The organism is Bacillus massiliigorillae, from assembly GCF_000380245.2.
In the GTDB taxonomy this organism is placed as follows: domain Bacteria; phylum Bacillota; class Bacilli; order Bacillales; family DSM-1321; genus Bacillus_AD; species Bacillus_AD massiliigorillae.
The window spans coordinates 3,512,440-3,535,993 of sequence record NZ_HG428741.1; the positions used below are offsets into that span (position 1 = coordinate 3,512,440).

The 23,554-nt window shown below is 35.3% G+C and carries 19 protein-coding genes, 9 tRNA genes, 1 pseudogene and 1 riboswitch; of the genes and pseudogenes, 10 read left to right on the forward strand and 19 right to left on the reverse strand.

What is annotated here, in order from left to right; all coding sequences use genetic code 11:
* Position 1: 1 nt before the first annotated feature.
* The 5 genes from TX86_RS16225 to queG all read right to left on the reverse strand — a co-directional run bounded on the left by TX86_RS16225 (position 2) and on the right by queG (position 5,424).
* Positions 2-1,897, reverse strand: coding sequence for a PrkA family serine protein kinase (locus tag TX86_RS16225; protein ID WP_042349953.1), 1,896 nt, complete (start codon positions 1,895-1,897; stop codon positions 2-4).
* A gap of 390 nt (positions 1,898-2,287) precedes the next feature.
* Positions 2,288-2,719, reverse strand: coding sequence for a CBS domain-containing protein (locus TX86_RS16230; RefSeq protein WP_042349954.1), 432 nt, complete (start codon positions 2,717-2,719; stop codon positions 2,288-2,290).
* A 117-nt stretch (positions 2,720-2,836) separates the two neighbouring features.
* Positions 2,837-3,310 carry a tRNA (uridine(34)/cytosine(34)/5-carboxymethylaminomethyluridine(34)-2'-O)-methyltransferase TrmL gene (trmL, locus tag TX86_RS16235; RefSeq protein WP_042349956.1) on the reverse strand — a complete coding sequence of 158 codons (474 nt, stop codon included), beginning with the start codon at positions 3,308-3,310 and terminating at the stop codon, positions 2,837-2,839.
* A gap of 56 nt (positions 3,311-3,366) precedes the next feature.
* Complete coding sequence (locus TX86_RS16240; protein ID WP_042349957.1) at positions 3,367-4,230, reverse strand: amidase domain-containing protein; 864 nt, start codon at positions 4,228-4,230, stop codon at positions 3,367-3,369.
* A 66-nt stretch (positions 4,231-4,296) separates the two neighbouring features.
* Positions 4,297-5,424, reverse strand: coding sequence for a tRNA epoxyqueuosine(34) reductase QueG (queG, locus tag TX86_RS16245; RefSeq protein WP_042349958.1), 1,128 nt, complete (start codon positions 5,422-5,424; stop codon positions 4,297-4,299).
* A 67-nt stretch (positions 5,425-5,491) separates the two neighbouring features.
* On the opposite strand from queG, the gene TX86_RS16250 reads away from it, so the two are divergent.
* Positions 5,492-6,157, forward strand: coding sequence for a B3/B4 domain-containing protein (locus TX86_RS16250; protein ID WP_042349960.1), 666 nt, complete (start codon positions 5,492-5,494; stop codon positions 6,155-6,157).
* A gap of 177 nt (positions 6,158-6,334) precedes the next feature.
* On the opposite strand, the gene TX86_RS16255 is transcribed toward TX86_RS16250, so the two are convergent.
* Together TX86_RS16255 and chrA are read right to left on the reverse strand one after the other, a co-directional pair.
* A tRNA-Gly gene (locus TX86_RS16255) sits at positions 6,335-6,408 on the reverse strand.
* A 141-nt stretch (positions 6,409-6,549) separates the two neighbouring features.
* A complete protein-coding gene (chrA, locus tag TX86_RS16260; protein WP_042349961.1) occupies positions 6,550-7,704 on the reverse strand; it encodes a chromate efflux transporter in 1,155 nt (384 codons plus the stop codon).
* Positions 7,705-7,882: 178 nt separating this feature from the next.
* Here chrA and TX86_RS16265 point away from each other — a divergent pair, with 178 nt between their 5' ends.
* A complete protein-coding gene (locus TX86_RS16265; RefSeq protein ID WP_042349962.1) occupies positions 7,883-8,110 on the forward strand; it encodes a hypothetical protein in 228 nt (75 codons plus the stop codon).
* A 412-nt stretch (positions 8,111-8,522) separates the two neighbouring features.
* On the opposite strand, the gene TX86_RS16270 is transcribed toward TX86_RS16265, so the two are convergent.
* Entirely contained in the window at positions 8,523-9,353 is an 831-nt protein-coding gene (locus tag TX86_RS16270) for a basic amino acid ABC transporter substrate-binding protein (protein ID WP_042349964.1), read from the reverse strand.
* 465 nt (positions 9,354-9,818) lie between these two features.
* Between TX86_RS16270 and TX86_RS16275 the strand changes: the two genes are divergently transcribed.
* Together TX86_RS16275 and TX86_RS16280 are read left to right on the forward strand one after the other, a co-directional pair.
* Entirely contained in the window at positions 9,819-10,784 is a 966-nt protein-coding gene (locus TX86_RS16275; RefSeq protein ID WP_042349966.1) for an ornithine cyclodeaminase family protein, read from the forward strand.
* A gap of 37 nt (positions 10,785-10,821) precedes the next feature.
* A pseudogene (locus TX86_RS16280) lies at positions 10,822-12,302 on the forward strand (sodium/proline symporter).
* An 82-nt stretch (positions 12,303-12,384) separates the two neighbouring features.
* On the opposite strand, the gene TX86_RS16285 reads toward TX86_RS16280, so the two are convergent.
* From TX86_RS16285 to TX86_RS16295, 3 genes are all read right to left on the reverse strand, one after another.
* Complete coding sequence (locus tag TX86_RS16285; protein ID WP_052343699.1) at positions 12,385-14,628, reverse strand: sensor domain-containing diguanylate cyclase; 2,244 nt, start codon at positions 14,626-14,628, stop codon at positions 12,385-12,387.
* A 213-nt stretch (positions 14,629-14,841) separates the two neighbouring features.
* Positions 14,842-15,645, reverse strand: a complete 804-nt coding sequence (locus TX86_RS16290) for an alpha/beta hydrolase (protein WP_042349968.1) — start codon at positions 15,643-15,645, stop codon at positions 14,842-14,844.
* A gap of 231 nt (positions 15,646-15,876) precedes the next feature.
* A complete protein-coding gene (locus tag TX86_RS16295) occupies positions 15,877-18,120 on the reverse strand; it encodes a sensor domain-containing diguanylate cyclase (protein ID WP_042349969.1) in 2,244 nt (747 codons plus the stop codon).
* Between the two features lie 211 nt (positions 18,121-18,331).
* On the opposite strand from TX86_RS16295, the gene TX86_RS16300 reads away from it, so the two are divergent.
* The 6 genes from TX86_RS16300 to TX86_RS16325 all read left to right on the forward strand — a co-directional run bounded on the left by TX86_RS16300 (position 18,332) and on the right by TX86_RS16325 (position 22,675).
* Positions 18,332-18,595, forward strand: a complete 264-nt coding sequence (locus TX86_RS16300; protein WP_042349970.1) for a hypothetical protein — start codon at positions 18,332-18,334, stop codon at positions 18,593-18,595.
* A 179-nt stretch (positions 18,596-18,774) separates the two neighbouring features.
* Positions 18,775-18,885: riboswitch (TPP riboswitch) on the forward strand.
* A gap of 82 nt (positions 18,886-18,967) precedes the next feature.
* Positions 18,968-19,585 (forward strand): thiamine phosphate synthase, encoded by a 618-nt coding sequence (locus tag TX86_RS16305; protein WP_042349971.1) that lies wholly within the window; start codon positions 18,968-18,970, stop codon positions 19,583-19,585.
* Positions 19,569-20,678, forward strand: coding sequence for a glycine oxidase ThiO (gene thiO, locus TX86_RS16310; RefSeq protein ID WP_042349973.1), 1,110 nt, complete (start codon positions 19,569-19,571; stop codon positions 20,676-20,678). Before TX86_RS16305 ends, thiO begins: the two co-directional genes overlap by 17 nt.
* Positions 20,679-20,688: 10 nt before the next feature.
* Positions 20,689-20,892 carry a sulfur carrier protein ThiS gene (gene thiS / locus TX86_RS16315; protein ID WP_042349974.1) on the forward strand — a complete coding sequence of 68 codons (204 nt, stop codon included), beginning with the start codon at positions 20,689-20,691 and terminating at the stop codon, positions 20,890-20,892.
* A complete protein-coding gene (locus TX86_RS16320; protein WP_439096854.1) occupies positions 20,889-21,662 on the forward strand; it encodes a thiazole synthase in 774 nt (257 codons plus the stop codon). The genes thiS and TX86_RS16320 overlap by 4 nt, the downstream gene beginning before the upstream one ends.
* On the forward strand, positions 21,659-22,675 hold the full coding sequence (locus TX86_RS16325) for a ThiF family adenylyltransferase (RefSeq protein ID WP_042349977.1): 1,017 nt from the start codon (positions 21,659-21,661) through the stop codon (positions 22,673-22,675). Before TX86_RS16320 ends, TX86_RS16325 begins: the two co-directional genes overlap by 4 nt.
* Positions 22,676-22,823: 148 nt before the next feature.
* On the opposite strand, the gene TX86_RS16330 is transcribed toward TX86_RS16325, so the two are convergent.
* From TX86_RS16330 to TX86_RS16365, 8 genes are all read right to left on the reverse strand, one after another.
* Positions 22,824-22,906 (reverse strand) — tRNA-Leu (locus TX86_RS16330).
* A 5-nt stretch (positions 22,907-22,911) separates the two neighbouring features.
* Positions 22,912-22,986, reverse strand: a tRNA-Cys gene (locus TX86_RS16335).
* 12 nt (positions 22,987-22,998) lie between these two features.
* Positions 22,999-23,073: transfer RNA gene (locus tag TX86_RS16340), tRNA-Gly, on the reverse strand.
* A 7-nt stretch (positions 23,074-23,080) separates the two neighbouring features.
* Positions 23,081-23,155: transfer RNA gene (locus TX86_RS16345), tRNA-Gln, on the reverse strand.
* A 46-nt stretch (positions 23,156-23,201) separates the two neighbouring features.
* Positions 23,202-23,277, reverse strand: a tRNA-His gene (locus TX86_RS16350).
* 13 nt (positions 23,278-23,290) lie between these two features.
* Positions 23,291-23,364, reverse strand: a tRNA-Trp gene (locus TX86_RS16355).
* Between the two features lie 13 nt (positions 23,365-23,377).
* Positions 23,378-23,461 (reverse strand) — tRNA-Tyr (locus TX86_RS16360).
* Between the two features lie 20 nt (positions 23,462-23,481).
* Positions 23,482-23,554, reverse strand: a tRNA-Thr gene (locus TX86_RS16365).

Genomic DNA, 23,554 nt, shown 5'->3' on the forward strand with positions numbered 1-23,554 from the left:
TTTAACGATTTAATAAGCTTCCTACGTAACGTAGTAATTCATTAGCTGATGTTGTGTTATAGCCATGCTCATTGACTAATCGAGCCACTACTTCATTTACCTTCTTCAACTGCTCTTCATTTGGTGTTTTCACAGATGTTGTAATTTTTACGACATCTTTCAAATCAGCAAATAGTTTCTTTTGAATAGCTTCTCGAAGACGATCATGTGAATTGTAATCGAAACGCTTCCCTTTACGAGCAAATGCTGAAATACGAATTAATATTTCTTCTCGGAATGCTTTTTTCGCATTTTCAGAAATACCGATTTGCTCTTCAATTGATCTCATTAGCTTCTCATCTGGTGTAATCTCTTCTCCTGTTAATGGATCGCGTAATTTGGATTTATTACAATAAGCTTCCACATTATCTAAATAATTATCCATTAATGTTTTCGCAGACTCTTCATATGAGTAAACAAAGGCTTTTTGTACTTCCTTCTTCGCAATACTATCGAACTCTTTCCGAGCTGCTGAAATGTAATTTAAGTATTTATCACGTAATTCTGTTGTAATAGATGGATGTTGATCAAGACCTTCTTTCAAGCTACGTAATACATCGAGTGCATTAATCGATGCTTCTTCTTTACGAATAATCGTAGAGGAGATCCGATTAATAACATAACGAGGATCAATACCTGACATGCCTTCATCTTGATATTCCTTCTTCAGTTCATCCACATCTGCCGTGTTATAGCCTTCAACATTTTCTCCATCGTATAGGCGCATCTTCTTCACTAAATCAATGTCGCCTTTCTTCGGCTCTTTCAAGCGTGTCAAAATACTAAACATCGCCGCTACTCGCAATGTATGTGGTGCAATATGCACATCTCGCACATCACTTTCACCAATCATTTTTTCATAAATTTTTTCTTCTTTACTTACTTGTAAATTATAAGGAACTGGCATTACGATAATACGAGAATGTAGTGCTTCATTTTTCTTATTCGAAATAAATGAACGATATTCTGTTTCATTCGTATGTGCAATTATCAGCTCATCAGCTGAAATTAAAGCAAATCTTCCTGCTTTGAAATTTCCTTCTTGTGTAAGGGAAAGTAAATGCCACAAGAACTTCTCATCACATTTCAGCATCTCTTGAAATTCCATAATCCCGCGATTCGCTTTATTTAACTCTCCATCAAATCGGTAGGCACGTGGGTCCGATTCTGAACCATATTCTGCAATCGTAGAAAAATCAATACTACCTGTTAAATCAGCAATATCTTGTGACTTAGGATCTGATGGACTGAATGTTCCTATACCAACGCGTTTGTCTTCTGATAAGAAAATGCGTTCAATCATTACGTCCTCAATGCGACCACCATATTCTTGTTCAAGTTTCATTACATTTAGTGGTGATAAATTTCCCTCAATGCGAATACCATACTCCTCGAAGAAGTCATCTCGTAAATGATGTGGGATAAGATGAAGAGGATCTTCATGCATAGGGCATGATTTAATGGCATAAATCGCACCGTGATCTTGATGTGAATATTGTTCTAATCCTCGTTTTAGAATACTAACAAGTGTTGACTTACCACCACTAACTGGTCCCATTAACAAAAGTATCCGTTTACGAACATCTAACCGTCTAGCAGCAGGATGAAAATACTCCTCTACCAATCTTTCTAAAGAATCTTCTAGACCAAACATTTGACTACTAAAGAAACTATAATTTCGTTTGCCATTAACCTCTTCAATACCAGCATCTTTAATCATGTTGTACACACGAGAATGGGCGGATTGCGCAATCCATGGACGCTCTTTCACAAGCGCTAAATAGTCTGCGAAGGTTCCTTCCCACTTCAACTTCTGTTCCTCTTCTCTATATCTTCCAATCTTTCTTAAAATGTCCATAAGGTACCTCCCCCTGTTTATTTCAGGAATGATACTTATACTCTATGCACAGAAACCCATAATGATGATAAAAGAGTACACGCCCGAACAAACTTCATAAAAGTATTCGTTCCAAAAAAAGCCATACATTCCCTTTAATCCCCATGAATTTTTCAGTATAATAGATTTATGCAATAATTGGATAATATGGTAATCGATAAGGAGGTTATTATTATGGGTACTGTTCTAATTCTGTTAGTAAGTGTTGCCTTTCTTTCTGCGATTTTCACTGCAGGATATAATGATAAGCCACATAAATCCAAATAATAAAAAAGGACAACCTTCATCTGAAGCTTGTCCTTTTTTAAAGTGTAAACATCATCCTAAAAGACAGGTGACAGTTTTTCTTTTTCAATGATGCAATTCTCCATGACACTCCGAAATTTCACTTAAAGCTCTTGCTGCATTATCCGAAAAAATTTCACGAACTGCTAAATCACCAAGTGAAATCATTCCTACTAGTTTAGTGCCATCCACCACAGGTAGCCGACGAATTTGCTCCTCAGCCATTAATTCTGCTACCTCATCAACACTCATATCAATAGATGCCTTTACTAGCTTTTCACTCATAATATCTGTTACTTTTGTAGAACCAGGTCGCTTACTTCCCACGCCACGAATAGCAATGTCACGATCTGTAATTACGCCAAGTATATGACCATCCTCACAAATAGGCACTACACCAATATTGTGCTCCTTCATTTTTAAAGCAACTTCATATACATTATCTAACGGTGTACAAAACTGAATATCTGTAGTCATCACATCTTTAACCGTTTGCATTTCACGACTCTCCTTTATTTCAGATAGTCCTATTTTTTTCTCGACCATTTTATTTATACATATAAATAAAAAGACGTCTCAAAAATAGTTTGCAAATTACTTTTGAGACGTCCTCATTTAATGTAAATGAATATAGTTTTGTTGTCTTAACGCTTCATATATTAAAATCGCTGCTGTATTAGATAAATTGAGTGAGCGAATATTATCATTCATTGGAATACGTAAACAACGCTCTAAATTATTTTGAATCACTTCTTCTGGTAAACCTTTTGTTTCACGACCAAAGATAAAATAATAATCCAGTTCCACATTACTATAGTCAAATGTCGTATACGGCTTCTTACCAAATTTCGTGATGTAGAAGTATTCTCCACCTTGTGTGCTTGTGAAGAAGTCATCTAAACTATCATGATACAAAATCTTTACATGCTCCCAGTAATCTAAGCCCGCTCTTTTTAACATTTTATCATCCGTTGAAAAACCTAAAGGACGAATTAAATGAAGAATGGTATCCGTTCCAGCGCACGTTCTAGCGATATTTCCTGTATTTGCAGGGATTTCTGGTTGAAATAGTACTACATGTATTGCCACCTTATGTTCACCTCTAATATCTTCCTTCAATACTCTTTACTGATTATACCATGTTTCTACTCATCGTCCACGATTGTGAAGAACCTATATTGCATCTCTGGCGTATAGGCAGTAGAATCTTCATACGACCAATAACGATGTCTACTATCCGTTGTATGAGCATTCACTAGTGGCATCCCATCCTCATCTTTCGCTGTGACAATCGTAAAATGATTATAACGACCATCCCCTTCAAAATCATAACAGATAACATCCCCTAACAATAATTGGTCAGGAGAATCTACTTCCTTAGCTCGAAGTCCTCTTGAAGAGTTCTGCATATATAAATTGAGTGCATGAGATACAGTCCAACTATAACTCCAATTCTTACCGCTATACCACCATCCCGTGGAACGATTCGTAACCCCACGCATTGGTGCATCACCCGCTTTTAAACATTGCGAAATAAAATTTGTACAATCATCGTTGAATCGCTGATATTGTGGATTAGTACCATTCCACCACGTATCAGCATATTGAACAGCTTTCAACCTATCATAATAAAAGGTTGCTCGAGTATCATCATCCTCATACGTAATAAATGATAATTCAAGCTTTGGAATACTCACTACTACTTCTTCATCGGAAATACATGTATCCTCCTTGAATCGAGCCACTCTCTGCTCGATTTCTTCCTCCATATAAAAGCAGTCTTTTTGCTTAATAAAATACTGAAAATGAACATTATAATGAACAATTGTCTCTTCTTTTTCTTGTTGTTTTGATTGAATTTTCCCTTTCGCTTTTACATTTTTAATTTCTGCATTACGCTTTTTCAAAAGAGCTTTTTTTAAAACAACTTTCTCACAATCCCGTGTTGTAGATTCATCTACATAGGCTAAACATCTATTTTGCAAATAGCTTTCCAGCTCCTTAATCACACTTCTCCACCGCCTCTCCCGTAAAATATATGAAGAAATGCTCAAAAAAATAAGCAATAGATATGATTATCTATTGCTTAAAGCTTTCTCTATTTCACCTAAAGCAGCTTCATCACTTTCTTTCGATTGAGCCATGATTAATGCTTCTCTTGCTATTTCTCCACCGATTTTCCCAACGGCCCATGCAGCCATGCCTCGCATATCTGCTCTTGGATCATTTCTCATCACATCTATTAAAGCATCCAAAGAAGAGGGTTCCTTGAAATGAGCAAGGGCGATAATAGCATTACGTTGAATTGGTTTTTTACCACGCCATGAACCTGACACATGACCAAACTTCTCCTTAAACTGACGATTACTCATAGTCAGAATTGGCGTTAATAACGGTTTTGCAATGTCTGGTTCCGGCTCCATATCTTCATGAAAATGTAAATCAATGCCACGATTTTTCGGACATATAGTTTGGCAACTATCACATCCATAAAGACGATTGCCGATTTTCTTTCGAAATTCATCTGGAATATATCCTTTTGTTTGCGTCAAGAAAGCAATACATCTTTGTGCATCAATTTGACCACCATTTACAAGTGCACCTGTCGGACATATATCTAAGCATTTCGTACACGTTCCACACTGATCCTCAATTGGTTCGTCAGGCTCTAGTGGTAAATTCGTAATCATTTCTCCTAAATAAACATATGAACCAAATTCCGGCGTAATAATGGCACAGTTTTTCGCACTCCAGCCAATACCTGCACGCTCCGCAACCGCTCTATCAACAAGCTCTCCTGTATCAACCATTGATTTTACTCGTGCCTCAGGATGACGGTCCATAATATATGTTTCTAGTAACTGTAGCTTTTGCTTCACAAGCACATGGTAATCAACACCCCAAGAAGCTCTACAGAAAATACCTCGACGCTCATCCTTTTTCCCTTGAATATGTTCCTTCATTTTCGAAGGATACGCTAAAGCAATAGCGATAATCGATTTCGGCTCTTGAAAAATTAAAGCTGGATTTGTGCGCTTATCCAAATCAGGCTCTTCAAAACCTGATTGATAATTCAACTCTTGTTGACGAATAAGACGATCCTTTAATTCCCTGAAAGGAGCAGCTGAAGTAAAACCAATTTTATCGATGCCTATTTCTTTACTGTACGAGATAATATCTTGTTTTAACTGATAATAGTCCAAGCTTTTTGCCTCCTTTCTTTGCTGTATGTTATGTTAAATATTAAACTAATATTAGGGAGCTGATCTTTTGGATATTTCAATACAACCCATTTTACATGAAAAAATCCCTGGATTTAAAGTAGCAGCTATTTCCTATCGCAATATTATTGTGGATGCTTCTCCTCAAATGTTAAAAGGAAGACTGCAATTATTCCAAGAATCCTTATTTTTTGAAACACAAGAAAAAGAAATAATGGATTTTGCCGGTTTGAAGGAATGGCGAGATACATTTAAGCTGGCTGGCACCGATGCTGCGCGATATCGTCATTCAGCAGAAGCATTATACAGACGAATTAAAAAGCAAAATTATTTACCTTCTATACACTCAGCAACCGACTTGAACAATTTCTTTTCATTACAATACGAATGTCCGATTGGTATTTATGATTGTGAGGCGGTTAAAGGTAATATCACATTAGCGATTGGAAATGAAAATGATGAATATGAAGGTATTAATGAAAGAATGAACTCTTTGAAGAATATGATACTAACAAAAGATGAAATTGGTCCATTCGGTAGCCCTTACGTCGATTCCAAGCGAACAATGGTAACACCCAATACAAAGAATGCTATTCAATTTATCTATTTACGACCATCTCTTTCACGTGAAGAGGCTGAACAATTAACACAATCATTAATGAACATGTTTATTAGCATTTGTGGTGGAGATGCCAGTTACAAAATCTATAGCTAACGATAGCTCAAACCCAGATTAGAGTTCTAATCTGGGTTTTCAAAATATTCTACCACTTGTAACAGAATAACCATAATTCACATGCTTCACACACATTTGATAAAGAAAAAAAAAGACATAAAAAAACGCAACACTTCGTTCTCTTATGTAACGAAACACTGCGTTAGTATCTATGTATGGAGCGGGTGAAGAGAATCGAACTCTCATCATCAGCTTGGAAGGCTGAGGTTTTACCACTAAACTACACCCGCATAAGCTATTAAATTTTGTCGAACTTTGTAATCAACAAAACTTATTATAGTAGCTATTTCATACTTTTTCAAGAGTATTTTAATAAAAATTTTATAATTTCTTCATATAAAAGACTCATTTTAGACACATTTTGACGAAACTTATATACTTCCTAAAACAACACCAAGAATAACAACCATCCAAGGAGGCAACTTCCAAATCGTTAAACAGACATATAAAATCAATACACGAGCAAAATCAAATCCTTCATTTACAGCGCTTGTCCAAACCGGGTCATATAACGCAGCTAATAGAATACCAACTACCGCCGCCTCTATACCCGTTAAAGCGCCTTGAAAAACGGAACGGTTACGTACTTCATTATAGAATGGTAGTGATCCTACAACTAATAAAAAAGCTGGCAAAAATATAGCTATAGTCGTTATTACAGAGCCACTAATTCCACTCATCATTGCTCCGATATAACTAGCAAATGTAAATAATGGTCCTGGTACCGCTTGCGCCATTCCATAACCAGCAAGAAATTCTTCCTTACTAAGCCAACCTGTCGTAACAACTTCATTCTCCAATAATGGTAAAACAACATGACCTCCTCCAAAAACAAGAGAACCCGAGCGATAAAATGTATCAAAAACATTTAACCAATGAAAATTAAAGAGGTTACTCATGATTGGCAACCCAATTAATAAAACAAAGAACACACTAAAGGCTATAAATCCTGTACGTTTACTAATTGGAATCGTATAAGAAGATTCTACTTCACTATTAGCACCACGATAAATATAAGCACCTATTATACCGGCAACTATAATTATTCCTACCTGCACAAATGGTCCAGTTACAAGTAATGTAATTATTGTCGCTATAACCATTATGACGATTTGGGACCGTTCTTTCGTTAGCTTCTGCGCCATCCCCAACACAGCATGTGCTACAACAGCAACTGCTACTAACTTCAATCCATGAATCCAACCCATTTCAGCAAATTCGTAGTGCTTATACAGTTGCGCAAAAATAACGAGTGCTAAAACGGAAGGCAATGTAAATCCTAAAAAAGATAAAAAGCCGCCTATTAATCCACCACGTAACAAACCAATTGCCATACCAACCTGACTACTTGCGGGACCAGGTAAAAACTGACACAATGCGATGATTTGTGTATATTCTTCGGATTTCAACCATTTTTTGCGATTCACATACTCCTCATTAAAATATCCTAAATGAGCCGTAGGGCCTCCAAATGACGTAACCCCTAGCTTCAGTGAAGTTAAGAGTATTTCAATATAATTTTTCATAGTACATCCCTTTCATCTTCCATTTTTTGAGCATTCATATCTTATCACGAAAATACCTTGAATCTATTTTATTGTTATAAAATTAATATAATCTTTACAGATTTCGTTTGCTTACATGATTCTTGTCGATAATTATAATAATATAGTTATATACGGATCACTTTAAGGAGGTAATCTCATGCATACTTACACTGTTTATTATGTAAACCCAAACAAAGATTTAGCTCTTGAAATTCTCGTTTATGAGGGAGAATATGAAGATTTTATTGAATTATTCATAAATATCATCTTGCCTACATATGGTTGCAACGGTATGGATATTATTCAAGAATCAGAAACTCAAATAAAAATTGTAGGATACAAGAAACGTGGAAAATCAAAATACTTCCTTGTTGAGAAAAAATAAGTCAATAAGAAAAGCGCAAGCGCCCGTTTGGCGACGTATAGATTGGAGCACTTCGACTGAGATAAAGGAAACACGAAGAGGCGATAGCCGATCCGATGTTGACTTATCGTAGGGAGATGGGCGAAATCTACTAGTCGCTGGGCGCTGGAGCTAGACACAGCACAAATTTATATACTTTCTTATCTGTTAAGAAAAACCGGCACCGGTCTTTTTGGATTGATGTTTATGCTCCTTGATTTACTCCAAATCAAAAAAGAGCTATGCGGTAGAAATAAGACGAGCTGTTCTTGAAAAACCTCACTTGGTTTTCAAAACAGGTTGGCTTATTTCAGAGCATAGCAGGTGTAAGGTTAGATACAATAAAAAAAGCTGAGTCCCAAGATCTTATGGGCTCAGCTTCTTCTTAATTGCTCTATTTTTTTTGTTGTGCTTTCAAAAATGCTACATCAGGTTCAATACCTAACCATTTTTGATAAATCTTTGTATACTCACCATTATCTAATAGTGTATTAAGCGCCTTGTCTAAGTCTTTCTTTAATTGTTTATCTCCCTTTTGAAGCATAAAGCCATAAAACTCTGGATCAAATGCTCCTTTATCCTCAATAACAACTAGTTTTTGTTTTGGATTATTTTTTGCATATTCCTCTACTACTGCATTATCAGCGACAACTGCATCTGCTCCACCTTTTGTAAGCTCCATAATAGCAAGAATATTGTTTTCAAATTTTTTAATATTTTTGTTGTCAGCACCATATAGTTTATCCATAATAATATTCGCTGTTGTTCCCATTTGTACGGCTACTTTTTTCCCTTTTAAATCAGCTGCACTTTTAATAGAACTACCTTGAGGAACTAATATTTTTTGAGAAGCATAGAAATATGGTGCAGTAAAATCATAAGATTGCTCACGCTTCTTATTAATAGTTATCGCTGATGCTCCAACTTGCGCACGTTTTTTATCAAGTTCTACAAATATTGGATCCCAGCCAACATGCTCAAGTTTAACGTCATAACCTGCTTCTTTACCCATAGCAGTAATTAATTCCATATCAAATCCAACAAGTTCACCTTTATCTTGAAATTCCATTGGAGAGTAATCTGCATTTGTAACTACACGTAATGTCTTCTTTTCTTGTCCGTCTTTATTTTCTTTTTCCCCGCTTGTTTTATCGCTCGTACCACATCCAGCTAAAACAATAAGAAATGAACATAATAATACCAAACTTACTGTAAATTTTTTCATTCAAGTACCCCTCTTTTTTTAACCGTATTTTCTGACTTAATAGAATTATATAATTATATTAATATTTATGCAACATATCGAATAAATATTTATTTTTTATTTTACATGAATGCCCTAATTAAATTGCTGCTCCAATTTAAGAGCAAGGTTAATATTGCGCAATGCTCATACGATTCCAAATCAATTTCTAATACTTCACAAATCTGACTTAAAACGATACTGTAATATACTCTGATGAGCGTATCAATCTCTAGCTGCATTACTCGCATTAAAGCTATTTTTACAATGTTATTGTAACGTCAGTTGGTTATCCCCTTCTTTATAGTGAATTAAATATTGCACAAAGATTTTTGATGTTTTAAAGCGATTCTTTGTGCAAATTGTATATTTAATCTTCAAAATTTCTTTAATATAATCAAACTACTTTATGCAACTTGAATTTTAAAAATACGAGGAGGGATTGCTTTGCTAGTTTTATCAGGTAAAGACTTCAAAGAACTTATGACTCCAAAAGAAATGAATGATGCCATTGAACAAGCTTTTATTGTCTATGAACAGAGGCGTTTTACTACACAAACGAGATCACAGCTCTCATTAAACGAGAACGCACTCCTTGTGATGCCTAGTGCCAACAATCATCATATCGTTACTAAAATCGTCAGCGTATTTCCTCATAATCAGTCATTACCAGTAACCCAAGGAATGATTATTATTACAGATGGAATCAACGGTGAGATGAAAGCAATCCTTGATGGCACCCTTTTAACTGGTATGCGAACAGGTGCTATTGGTGGAATCGCTGTTCGTCATTTAGCTCCATATCAAGCAACATCCTTAGGCTTAATCGGAACAGGAGAACAAGGGCTTCATCAGCTCATCAGCTGTTGCTCAGAAAGGACGATTCAGAATATTTACCTTTACAATCGTTCCCCTGAAAAAATACCAGCATTTATAAATCAATTGAAGAAATACCTTCCTCCTTCTATCTCGATTCATACTATGACAGATTCACAACAAGTCGTTGAAAAGTCCGACATTATCATTACTGCAACTGCTTCAACAACTCCAGTGCTACCGAATGTTCCAAATATCTATGAGAATAAGTTAATCATTGCAATCGGTTCCTTTCAGCCGCATATGAGAGAGCTTCCAGATACTTTACTTCAAGAAGCAGAGATTCTATACGTAGATACTATAGACGCCATTGAAGAATCAGGTGATATTATTGACCCCATTTCGAATGGTTGGATTTCAAAAGCAAATGTCGTTCCCTTCTCAAAAGTTATAACCCATTCCTACTCTAAAGAAAGCAATCATCATAAACCTATTATCTTTAAATCTACAGGACATGCAGTCTTTGATTTAATTGCAGCTGAAGCTATTTATCAAAAAGCCATTCAGCATCAAATTGGACATACCATTAATTTATAAATAGTAAATATAGAATGAAACGAAAGAGGGTTTATCTATGAATAGTATTATTATTGTTGAATTTATTCTTTATTGTTTATTCATGCTACTAGTTGGATACCTCTTCAGTCGCCGCGAAATCAGCCATTCTGGCTTCTTATTAGGTGGAAAACAATTGCCTGGTTGGGCACTAGCTTTCTCTGAAAGAGCTACCGGTGAATCAGCCTGGCTACTTCTAGGTTATACAGGCTTCGTTTTCACAACTGGATTATCTGCTATTTGGGTAGCCGTTGGCATTACAATTGGAATCGCCTTCGCATGGCTATTCTTAGCAAAACGATTCATGAATGCAGCAGATAAACACCAAGTATTAACCTTACCAGGTTACTTAGCCACAAGATTCCCTACCCATTCTAAAATCATTCTTTGGATGTCTACAATATTAATCGTGAGTTTTATGATGTTTTATTTTGGCGCTCAAATTGCAGGAGCCGGCAAAACATTATTCGCTGTATTTAATATTAATCCAACAGTCGGGGCACTATTAAGTCTTGTTATCATTATTGGACTTTCTTATTTTGGAGGGTTTATAGCCGTTGTTTGGACAGACATGGTTCAAAGCATCATGATGTTAATTACCCTTACTGTCCTTCCACTTATTGCTCTTTTTCATATCAATGCAGCAGACCTTTCTATTAGTGAAGCACTTGTATCAGCCGGCCCTCACATGGACTCTTGGACTGGAGGAATGGTTGGCGTTGCTCTAGGATTACTGCTCTTCAATAATTTCGCTTGGTTCTTTGGCTTTCTCGGTGGACAACCTCAACTTAGCGCCCGTTTCATGGCTTTAAAAAATGAAAAAGAAGTAAAAACAGCAAGTATTGTAGCCATTGTTTGGACAATATTAGCCTATGGTGGTGCTATTCTAATAGGTTTAACAGCGCTCACACTCTATCAAGGGCAAAATTTCGCAGATGTTGAAATGATACTTCCGTACATGGTGCTTGATTTGTTTCCACCTTGGATTGCTGGTCTTCTATTAGCTGGTATTGCTGCAGCCATTGTTTCAACAGCAGATTCTCAACTATTAGTTATTACCTCCTCGGTTAGTGAAGATATTTTCAATAGCAATCCAAAAAAAAATTAACAGAAAAACAACTTGTTCTCATTTCAAGAATTACTATTATAGTTGCTAGTTTATTAGGCCTACTTATTGCCTTAACATCAAAATCACTCGTCTACGTTGTTGTTAGCTGGGCCTGGGCAGGAGTTGGTTGTACACTTTCTCCAGCTATCATTCTAACGTTTTTTTGGAAGAAATATTCAGGCATTGGCGTAATCGCTACAATCATAACCGGTTTCTTAAGCACCGTCATATGGATTTCCACGCCTCTTGACAGCATCGTTTCATCCCGTTTTACTACCTTTTTTATCGCAGCCTTTTTCGGGATTGTCTTTAGCTTATTATTCCCTGAAAAACAAAGTGTTCAAGAACAAACAACACTTTCCAAGACTACGGTTCCACCTACTTTAGGATAAAGAGCATTATCATTAGTACAAACAAAAAAAGATGATTGTTGAATCATCTTTTTTGTTTGTACTGATACTACCATCCATTTTATTACGGGCATGGTAAATTGTTAGCGTGATATTTATTAATATCAAATCGAGTCAATAAACAACCTTGCTGTCCATACAACCAATTAATGTATGCCGCAGACAGATTCGTACAAATATCCATACTTTCATCGTACCGTACTAATGTGGATGTTGTATTCTTATCGTTCAGCCCTTTCATTGGACATTGTTCACATGGCTTACTTTCATTCCAAAATACTTTATAACACAAGTCATTTTTCTTTAACATTGGTACTATACTCTTTGTTTTTTCATTAAAGTAGAACACTTCATACGTATCAGGATTTATAGCATAAATAGCCGCATCAATATGATCTAGTATCGATTTTTGAAGCTGATACATCTCAGCTAGTTCTTTCTCGCTACGTTTTTTTAATAGAAACGTGGAGAGTATTTGAGAAATAACCGTTAACATATCAATTTCTTCTTTTGTCCATAGTCGTAGACCACTACATTCATCAAAACCTATAAAGCCTTTAAATCTCCCGTCCAGTTCCATAGAACATTGTATTAATGAACGAATATTTTGTGCATCTAATATTTCAAATAAATGTTTCGGCAATGTATGAATATCTTTACAATAAAAAACGCCATTTTCATTAAATAAGGATTTGTATGAAACTTCTTCACCAACTAACATTGTATAAGGAAAGTTTTGAATACTATGCATTACAGATTCTATTCCCTCATTACACCATTCAAACGTATTACTAACTGAGAGGTCATCCTCTGAATTTTCACAGACATAAACTCGGCTAACACCATAATACTTCCCGATAATTTCTGATATTAACGGAACTGCTACTTTCATATCTTTTGTCTCATATAATATTTTAAAAATATATTCTATTAAATTATCAGTAAAGGATTTCTGCGGTACTTCCTCTAAATTAGCTTGATCGAGAACACTTTTATACTTCTCAGCCTTTAATTCCTTGCTGAAAATACAATAGCTATCTTTACCTTGCTTCTTCGCTGCATATAGCGCATTATCAGCATTTTGAAAAAGCTCATTAAACGTTTTACCATCTCGTGGATAGATAGCCACGCCTATACTACCGGAAATTTTATATTTCTTATCATGCCCTGTAAATGAACGACGAAAAGTATCAATCAGACTCTCTGACTTTTTAATCACTAGCTTCTCTGATGGTATATTTTTTAGAAGCACAGCAAATTCATCTCCACCAATTCGTCCCACAATATCGTAATCACGAAATTGATGTTGAATGTTTATAGCTGTATCTTTCAATACGGCGTCTCCAAATAAATGCCCTAAATGATCATTCACACGTTTAAAGTCATCAATATCAATAATAAAAAGCGCATGATTTTTATGACATTCCTCACCTGTTAAACACTCTTCCATAAAGCTCTGTGTAGTGGTCTTATTATAAATGCCCGTTAACGGATCTCTCTGTGCTTTAAAAAGCAACTTTTGTAATGTTTGTTTCTGATCATTAATATCTGATACTGTTCCAAAAGCCTTATACACTTTACCGTCCTTATCAGATTGAGAAGAGATTTTCACTTTACACCAAAGATACTTATCAGGATATTTCTTAATTCTAAATTCACTTTGAGCATATGGAGCTCCATTTTGAATCGTCTTTAATAGCGTCACAAAAATAGATACATCCTCTGGATGAACATGCATTGAGGTTGGAATAGAAGAGCTAATTTCTTCTAAAATAGGCTCATAACCAAATTTCTCTACAAAATTTGGTGAAAACTTAAGATTATCTTCTATTATGTCCCATTCAAAAAAGACTTCATCTAAATGCTCTGTAATTTTCCGGTAACCATCTACCTTTACTTGCAATTCCTCTAATTCGACTTTAAAACTGGTTATATCAGTGATGATACTATATAACCACATATCACCATCAACGCCCATTATCTTTTTAACAATAGCATTAACCCATACTAATTTCCCATCTTGTCTTGCCAGGCGATATACAACCTCTTTATAGCTTTCTTTACCAGCACATAATTCATTTAAACTTCGTTCAACTCGCTTGCAATCATTCTCATAAATAACTTTAAAAAAGTCATTTTGATATACTTTAGTTATTTCATCTTGTGAACAACCTAATAATTGCACAAAACCTTCATTTACAAAATCAAATCTATATTGGCAATCATGAATATAACAACGATGGATGCCGATTGGCATCATTGCTAGTATTTCTTCCGAGTGATAATCATTCATATTATGCTGTGACATGCCTAATCCGTCCCATCTACGATAGTAAAATAATTATAAGTGTTTCCTTATTCCCTATTACTATTATTATAAAACGAAAAGAATCTACCAACTTCACTGATATTTAAGAACTTAATGAATTCTACTTATTCGCTATTTAAAATAAAAAGAGCCGTTCATAGTCAAAAATTATGACATATGAATCGGCTCCTCTAATCTCGATATCTATTGCACTTAAAAACATTTCGTATTTAAATTATTCGATTCACTATATTTTCGCTTAGAATAATTCACTAGCAGTTGATTACTAATAAAACGATTTGTTTGCTCAACAATCTCTTCTTTATCATAATCCATAGATGCCACATGATAAGAATTAGTTAAGGTGATCATCTTCTTCACTTTTGACCCAACCGTTTTCAAAATATAATCCGTGTTTTCAGAAGGTACTACATGGTCTTCTAAAGACTTAATAGCAAGAATTGGTGTTTGAATGGATGGTATGATTGCAGGTGTATTCTCCATAATTTTTTGAAGTTCATGAATTGCATGTAATGGCACTTTTGAATAAGTAATTTCATGAACTGTTTGGTCTTTAATATCCGGTTCACCTTCATCAATAAACCTTGGTTCGGTCACACCCTTAAATACCTCATAAGCTGGTAATGATAACGCAGCGTTTACCACAATAACTCCATTAATAGATGGATATTTATTAACTAGTCGTAAAGCTAACGCTCCCCCCATTGACTGACCAATAACAAAAATAGTTGAACATTTTTGTTGTAGTTTTTTATAACCTTCTTCAAGTGAAGCAAACCAATCTTCATGATTGCAGTTTTCTAAATCAAAATGATGTGTGCCATGACCCTTTAGCCTCGGTGCCATAACCGTATAGCCAAACTGTGCTAGTCTATCACCGAGATATTCCACGCTTTGTGGCGTTCCCATGAACCCATGAGATATAAGAACTCCAATATCATTTCCTTCAAAGTATAACTCTTCTGCCCCTTGTATAACCGAAAAATTCTCATTCATATTTTATAATCCCCTTTTATTGAAACTCGTATCAATGATAAGTCTTAAAATAGTTTTTATATAAATTCCATAACCTTACAGTATTTTATTTGATAAACATATAATATACCAATTATTCATATGTATCAAGTCGGAATTATAAAATTATATATTTTTAGTAATTGTAACTATCTAATTACTTTAAAACAAAAGCTGTCAGAATAACTCTGAACAGCTTTTATTTACCTATTATTAAGATAAATTTTTATTGCTATCTTTAATTTTTTGAAAATCATATCGGCTTAATATACAACATTGTTTACCATATTTCCAATTTATATAAGCTGCTGTAATATTGCTGCTTACATCCACTTTCTCAGAATCTAACACTAATGTTGAAATAGATTTTTCTGTATTCAATTCATACATTGGACATTGAAGACATGGTGTTTGTCTATCCCAAAATACTTTATAACATAAATCATTCAATTTCAAATTTGGCACCATTTCTTTTGTCTTATCATTGAAATAGAAAATCTCAAAGGTTTCTGGGTTAATTGCGTAAATCGCTGTATTTATGTGATCTAGGATAGACTTTTGAAATTCATAAGCACCTTCTAGCTCTTTTTCAGAACGCTTCTTCAATAAAAATGTGGCAAGTATATGTGAAATAACCGTTAACATATCAATTTCCTCTAAAGTCCATAGGCGTAACCCACTACATTCATCAAAACCTACAAAACCTTTGAATACACCTTCGCTATCCATAGCACATTGTAATACTGAGCAAATTTTTCGGGATTCAAATAACTCAGAAATATTCTTTGGAAGTGTTTTTATATCCTGACAGTAAAAAATACCCTTTTCATCAAATAGAGATTGATAGGATTGTTCTCCATCATAGAAAATAGAATAAGACAGATTTTGAAGGTGATCCTTCCCAGATTTAACTCCCTCATTGCACCATTCAAACGTATTACTGACAAAAAAATCATCCTCTGAGTTTTCAAAAACATATACTCTACTAACTCCATAATACTTACCGACAATTTCTAATATTAATGGGATAGCAACATTTATATCTTTCGTTTCATATAAAATATTAAAGATATATTCTTTTAGATTTTCCGTAAACGACATTTGAGATTGATCATCTACATTAACTTGATCAAGAACACTCTTATATTGCTCTGCTTTCAATTCCTGACTAAAGATACAAAAACAATCTTTTCCTTGTTTTTTCGCTGCATACAATGCATTATCAGCATTTTGAAAAAGCTCATTAAATGTTTTACCATCACGTGGATAAATCGCTACGCCAACACTTCCTGAGATTTTGTAATCTTTATTGCGTCCTGTAAATGAACGTCGAAAAACATCCATCAATAATTTAGATTTCTCAATAACTAAATCCTCTGATGGAATATCTTTAAGAAACACCATAAATTCATCTCCACCAATTCTTCCAACAATATCGGAATCACGGAAAAGGTGTTGAATATCATGAGCTGTATCCTTTAAAACAGCATCACCAAATAAATGACCTAACTGATCATTAACATGCTTAAAATTATCAATATCAATAATGAATAATGCATGATTCTTATGGTGATCGTCACCTGTTAAGCACTCTTCAATAAAGTTTTGCGTAGTTGCCTTATTGTAAATCCCTGTTAATGAATCTCTTTGTGCTTTAAATAATAGTTTTTGCATGGTCTGTTTCTGATCATCAATATCAGATATAGTACCGAATGCCTTAAATATATGACCATTTTCATCAAATTGAGAAGTAATTCTAATTTTGCACCAAATATATTTATCTGGATACTGTTTAATTCTTAATTCACATTGAACATCTGGAGCACCATTATAGATTGAATTAAAAGCTTCACTGAAGATTACTACGTCCTCAGGATGAATATGCATAGATGTTGGAACAGACAAACTAATCTTCTCAACAATCGGCTCATAGCCGAATTTCTCTACAAAATTGGATGAAAACTGAAGGGTATCTTGAATTAAATCCCATTCGAAAAGAATTTCATTCATATGTTCAGTTATTTTAAAATAACCCGCTTCTCTCAATTTAAGCTCATCTATTGATACTTTTAAAGAAGTAATATCAGTAATGATACAATTCAACCAAGCCACTTCATTAACATCCACTGTTTTATTACAAATAGCATGTACCCAAACTACCTTATCATCTTGCCTTGCAAGACGAAATTGTAATTCTACGCTATCGTCTTCTTTTTCATTTAATCCATTTAGATCTTTTTCTATATTGTTTCGATCATAATCATGAACAACTTGAAGTAAATCATTATAATATGTGCTTTCAAGCTCATCACTTGAACATCCTAAAAGATTAAGAAATCCTTTATTTACAAATTCAAACTTATATTGAGTATCTTGAATAAGACAGCGACAAATGCCCCCAGGCATTCTAGCTAATATATCTTCTGAACATTTACCATTCTTCTCATGTTGTAACATACGCTAAACCGCCTTACCCTATCATAGTATAACTTCCTATATCCTATTAACTTTAGTCTAAACTATGTTTCAGACTGAATTATGTCTTATATAGGAACAATTCTATTTCGTGCCTTTTTAACTAATTTGTAAGAAATTCAAATGTTTTTTTCTCATTACAGGTGGGTAAACATATAATATACCTATACTACCATTTAAAGGAGTGAGAATAATGAATGCTGTTGGTAATCATAATTCAACTAAACATAACTCTACAGACACTTTAATGGGTTCTATCATCTTCGCTATTTTAGCCGTTCTTGGGTTAGGAGGAACGATTACAAGTGCAATCCATATTTATGATTTATACGTAGCAGGCAATATGGAATGGCTTATTATTTGGTCCTTCTTTGGCGTATTTATGTTAGCTTGGTTTGCATATTTTACAAAAGAACTTTATCAGCTTGTAAAGGATAAATGGCATGTTAATCATTAATAAATACGTTAAAAAATCACATAGAAAGCTATAAGGTAAGTATGTTTTGATGAAGAGTTACATCATGACATACTTATTTTTATACAGCTAATTCAAAATCGAAATCCAAATTTCTCCTAAACCTTCACTTGCTCATCTTCTTCTTTTGTGATATTTTTGTATTATTCAATCAACTACATATTTAACACTAGGGGATCCCTTGATAAGGGCTGAGAATAGAGTAGTTTACTTGCAAACCCTCAAAACCTGAACAGGTTCGTACCTGCGTAGGGAAGTGCTCTATGTTTTTTTGTGCTTATTTTTGGACAAATCACACAACCACTTTCCTATTATTGGAAAGTGGTTTTTTTATATGCTAAGGAGCCAATCTTTATGAAACTAATTGCAGTTACAGATGATATCCATTCTATCCAAGAGCTAGCAACAAATATTTTACAAATCAAAAACACAGTAGATTTCGTCCATATTCGCGAGAAATCTAAAACAACTACGCAGCTGATTGAGCTACTGAACCTACTACATGAACAAGGTATGTCAAAAGAAAAAATAGTCATGAATGACAGACTAGATGTAGCTTTACTTATGGATATCCCCAATGTTCACTTACCCTCTCATGGGCTTCCTGTGAAAAAAGTGAGAGAAATGTTTCCACGATTAACAATTGGTCAATCCGTCCACACCGTCAAAGAAGCTCAACAAGCAGAAATCGATGGTGCTGATTATGTATTATATGGTCATTGCTATGAAACCAATAGTAAGAAAAACAAAGCACCGAATGGCATAGAAACAATTAGTCTCATAAAATCAAAACTTACAATTCCTATCTTTGCTATTGGTGGGATAACTCCAGAGCGAGTGAATGAATTACAGCATTTACATTCAGATGGAATAGCCATTATGTCAGGTATTTTCTCTGCTACTTCCCCATTTGCCTCTGCTGAACAATATTTTAGAAAATGTAAGGAGAATTACATTGAAAACAAACATTGAAGTAGCCGTTATTGGTGGAGGAATTATTGGATGTTCAATTGCTTATTATTTATCTCAAGCCAAAGTGGATGTTGTACTTTTTGAAGAACAACAGATTGCAAGCAAGACAACTAGTGCAGCTGCGGGCATGCTTGGTGCTCATTCAGAGCTTGATGAAGTACAAACTTTTTATTCCTTTGCTCTAAAAAGTCAACTTGCCTATCAATCATTACAGGATGAAATCAAAAATATTAGCGGAATCGATATCGAACGAAAACAAGGTGGCATATTTCAGCTCGTTTATTCCAATCAAGAAAAAGAAACACTTAGCTCCCTCCTTTCTCTTCCAACCGTGGAATGGTATGGAGCGGAGGATGTGAGTAATCATATACCATCTGTTTCTCCTAATATTATTGGAGCTGCCTATATTAAAGATGATGTAAATGTCTTGCCTACTTCCGTCTGCCGAGGCTTTGCTAAAAGTGCTCAAGTACTTGGAGCATCGATCTTGGATTATACGAAAGTACTAGATATTAAAAAAGAAAATAATGGCTATACCCTTTATACAACGAATGGCAAATTCCAAGCTCAATACGTTGTCATTGCTAATGGTGTCTGGAGCAGTACTTTCTTAAAAAAACTTGGACTGAATCATACGCTTATTCCAGTTAAAGGAGAATGTTTATCTGTTTCAAGTAACTCAGTTCCTTTAAAACATACACTTTTTCACAAACAAAGCTACATCGTTCCTAGAAATAATGGACAACTTGTCATCGGTGCAACAATGGTTAAAGATGATTGGAACATCCAACCAAGTATTGATGGAATTGAATCTGTCATTTCCAAAGCAAAATCTATGCTTCCTGAAGTGAGCGATATGAAAATCGAATCTTTTTGGGCTGGGCTTCGTCCTCAAACATTTGATGGTAAGCCATTTATCGGCCAACATCCGGAAGATTCCCATTTATTATTTGCTACTGGTCATTACAGAAATGGCATTCTCCTAGCACCAGCAACTGGACAAATGATTCGCAATCTCATCCTTCAACAGAAGGTTCCAGAAGATTGGATAGAGGCTTTCAAAATAAATCGAAAAAAGCATTCACTTGTTTAGGGGGTTGAAAATGTATATTAACTTAAATGGAAAAAAAGCAGAGTTACCGCAGGAAGTACGCACGATACAACATTTATTACATCATTATCAATTAGAAAACCGCATCGTTGTAGTCGAGCTTAATAAAGAAATTGTAGATAAAGAACAGTATGAATCTGTCATGCTAAATGAAAGAGATACTGTTGAAATAGTTCACTTTGTAGGAGGAGGATAATCATGTTACAAATCGCCCATCATTCATTTCAGTCACGATTATTACTTGGTACTGGCAAATACCCATCATTCGAAATTCAAAAAGAGGCAGTAGCCGTTTCAGGTTCTGAAATCTTAACTTTTGCCGTACGTCGAATGAATATTTTTGAAGCTAATCAGCCTAATTTTTTAGAGCAATTAGACTTAACGAAGTATAAGCTACTACCCAATACTGCAGGAGCTAAGACTGCTGAAGAAGCAGTACGAATTGCTAAATTAGCTAAAGCTTCTGGTTTATGTGACATGATTAAAGTAGAAGTAATTGGCTGCGATCGTTCCCTTCTACCAGATCCAGTAGAAACATTAAAAGCATCTGAAATGCTACTAGAAGAAGGATTTATTGTTTTACCCTATACTTCTGATGATGTTGTATTAGCTAAACGACTAGAACAACTTGGTGTACATGCCATTATGCCTGGTGCATCACCTATTGGATCAGGTAAAGGTATTATCAACCCTTTAAATCTACAATTCATTATTGAACAATCTTCCGTACCGGTCATCGTTGATGCTGGAGTTGGTTCACCAAAAGATGCTGCATTCGCCATGGAATTAGGAGCGGATGGTGTCCTACTTAACACAGCTGTTGCTGGTGCTAAAGATCCTGTAAAAATGGCTTTAGCAATGAAGCTCGCGATTGAGGCTGGACATTTAGGATATGAAGCCGGAAGAATACCAGAGAAGAATTATGGAGAAGCAAGTAGCCCAATAACTGGAATGGTGACATCTTGAATACTCGATACAAAAAACAGGAACTATTCGTAGGTAAAACAGGACAGCAGCTCGTACGACAAGCACATATCATTATAATCGGTGCTGGTGCACTTGGTTCAGCGAGTGCTGAGATGCTTGCTAGAGCAGGAATTGGAAAACTTACAATTGTTGATCGAGATTACGTAGAATGGAGTAATTTACAGCGTCAACAACTTTATACTGAGGATGATGCTACAAAGAAACTCCCAAAAGCGATAGCTGCTAAAAATCGATTACAAAAAATAAACAGTGAAATTACGATTGAAGCACTTATAATGGATGTCAATTCTCATAATATCGAACAATTAATTGCAAATACTTCACTCATCGTGGATGCAACAGATAATTTTGAAACTAGGTTAATTGTTAATGATGCTGCAGTTAAACTCCAAATACCATTTGTTTTTGGGGCATGTGTCGGTAGCTATGGGCTTCAATTTACAATTATTCCTGAAGTAACGCCTTGCTTACATTGTCTCATTGACCATGTATCTGATCAGCACATAACATGTGATACAGTTGGTATTATTAGCCCTGCTGTTCAAATAGTTGCTTCGTATCAAGTAACGCAAGCTTTACAACTGCTTACTGGAACTTATTTTGAACCTATCTTAAAGTCATTCGACATCTGGAAAGATGAGAGTTCCGCGATAAACATTAGTAGCTTAAGAAACAACAATTGCTTAACTTGTGGAATGGATAGGAATTATCCTTTTCTCTCCCTTCATCATGAAACTAAAACAGATATTTTATGTGGAAGAGATGCTGTACAAATTAGACCATCTACCAATCGGTCCATATCACTCAAAAACACATATGAGCGTATACAGCATATCGTAACTCATGTAATTATTAATTCATATCTACTTTCATGTACTATAGAAAATAATCGCATAGTACTATTTAAAGATGGACGTGCTATTATCCATGGCACTCATCAACCAGATGAAGCAAGGACTATTTATAATAAAATAGTCCAGCATAATTTATAATGTAAAGAAAAAAGCCATGATTTATGATTATTTCATCACTTTAGATTATGGCTTTTTATTCATCACAATAACATATAGGCATATTCATATATCTTATTTACGCAAAAAAAAGACTTTGTATTATTGAAATACAAAGTCTTTTAAATGATACCTGAGGTGGGACTTGAACCCACACGCCCGCGAAGGCATCGGATTTTGAGTCCGACGTGTCTGCCATTCCACCACTCAGGCAAATTTGGAGGCGGCAACCGGATTCGAACCGGTGGATAAAGGTTTTGCAGACCTTGGCCTTACCACTTGGCTATGCCGCCGATATATATAAATGGAGCGGAAGACGGGATTCGAACCCGCGACCCCAACCTTGGCAAGGTTGTATTCTACCACTGAACTACTTCCGCGCATAAGTGGCTGGGCTAGAAGGATTCGAACCTTCGCATGACGGAATCAAAATCCGTTGCCTTACCGCTTGGCTATAGCCCATCTATAAATAATATATGTTGTGAAACTTTTATTTATAACTGAAAAATGGGGCGACTGATGGGAATCGAACCCACGAGTGTCGGAACCACAATCCGATGCGTTAACCACTTCGCCACAATCGCCAAAATATGAAGTTGGCAGGGGCAGTAGGAATCGAACCCACACTGACGGTTTTGGAGACCGTAGTTCTACCTTTAAACTATGCCCCTATTACATTAAAAATGGTGGAGGGGGGCAGATTCGAACTGCCGAACCCTAAGGAGCGGATTTACAGTCCGCCGCGTTTAGCCACTTCGCTACCCCTCCACTATGTAAGAAAGAAAATATGCCGGCGAAAGGAGTCGAACCCTCGACCTACTGATTACAAGTCAGTTGCTCTACCAACTGAGCTACACCGGC

Excerpts from the sequence above, each read along its gene's own strand:
- TX86_RS16270 (WP_042349964.1), bottom strand. The coding sequence starts at position 9,353 with ATGAAAAAATTTACAGTAAGTTTGGTATTATTATGTTCATTTCTTATT.
- TX86_RS16295 (WP_042349969.1), bottom strand. The coding sequence starts at position 18,120 with ATGTTACAACATGAGAAGAATGGTAAATGTTCAGAAGATATATTAGCT.
- thiS (WP_042349974.1), top strand. The coding sequence starts at position 20,689 with ATGTATATTAACTTAAATGGAAAAAAAGCAGAGTTACCGCAGGAAGTA.
- TX86_RS16305 (WP_042349971.1), top strand. The coding sequence starts at position 18,968 with ATGAAACTAATTGCAGTTACAGATGATATCCATTCTATCCAAGAGCTA.
- TX86_RS16290 (WP_042349968.1), bottom strand. The coding sequence starts at position 15,645 with ATGAATGAGAATTTTTCGGTTATACAAGGGGCAGAAGAGTTATACTTT.
- TX86_RS16285 (WP_052343699.1), bottom strand. The coding sequence starts at position 14,628 with ATGTCACAGCATAATATGAATGATTATCACTCGGAAGAAATACTAGCA.
- TX86_RS16300 (WP_042349970.1), top strand. The coding sequence starts at position 18,332 with ATGAATGCTGTTGGTAATCATAATTCAACTAAACATAACTCTACAGAC.
- TX86_RS16225 (WP_042349953.1), bottom strand. The coding sequence starts at position 1,897 with ATGGACATTTTAAGAAAGATTGGAAGATATAGAGAAGAGGAACAGAAG.
- TX86_RS16265 (WP_042349962.1), top strand. The coding sequence starts at position 7,883 with ATGCATACTTACACTGTTTATTATGTAAACCCAAACAAAGATTTAGCT.
- TX86_RS16230 (WP_042349954.1), bottom strand. The coding sequence starts at position 2,719 with ATGCAAACGGTTAAAGATGTGATGACTACAGATATTCAGTTTTGTACA.
- chrA (WP_042349961.1), bottom strand. The coding sequence starts at position 7,704 with ATGAAAAATTATATTGAAATACTCTTAACTTCACTGAAGCTAGGGGTT.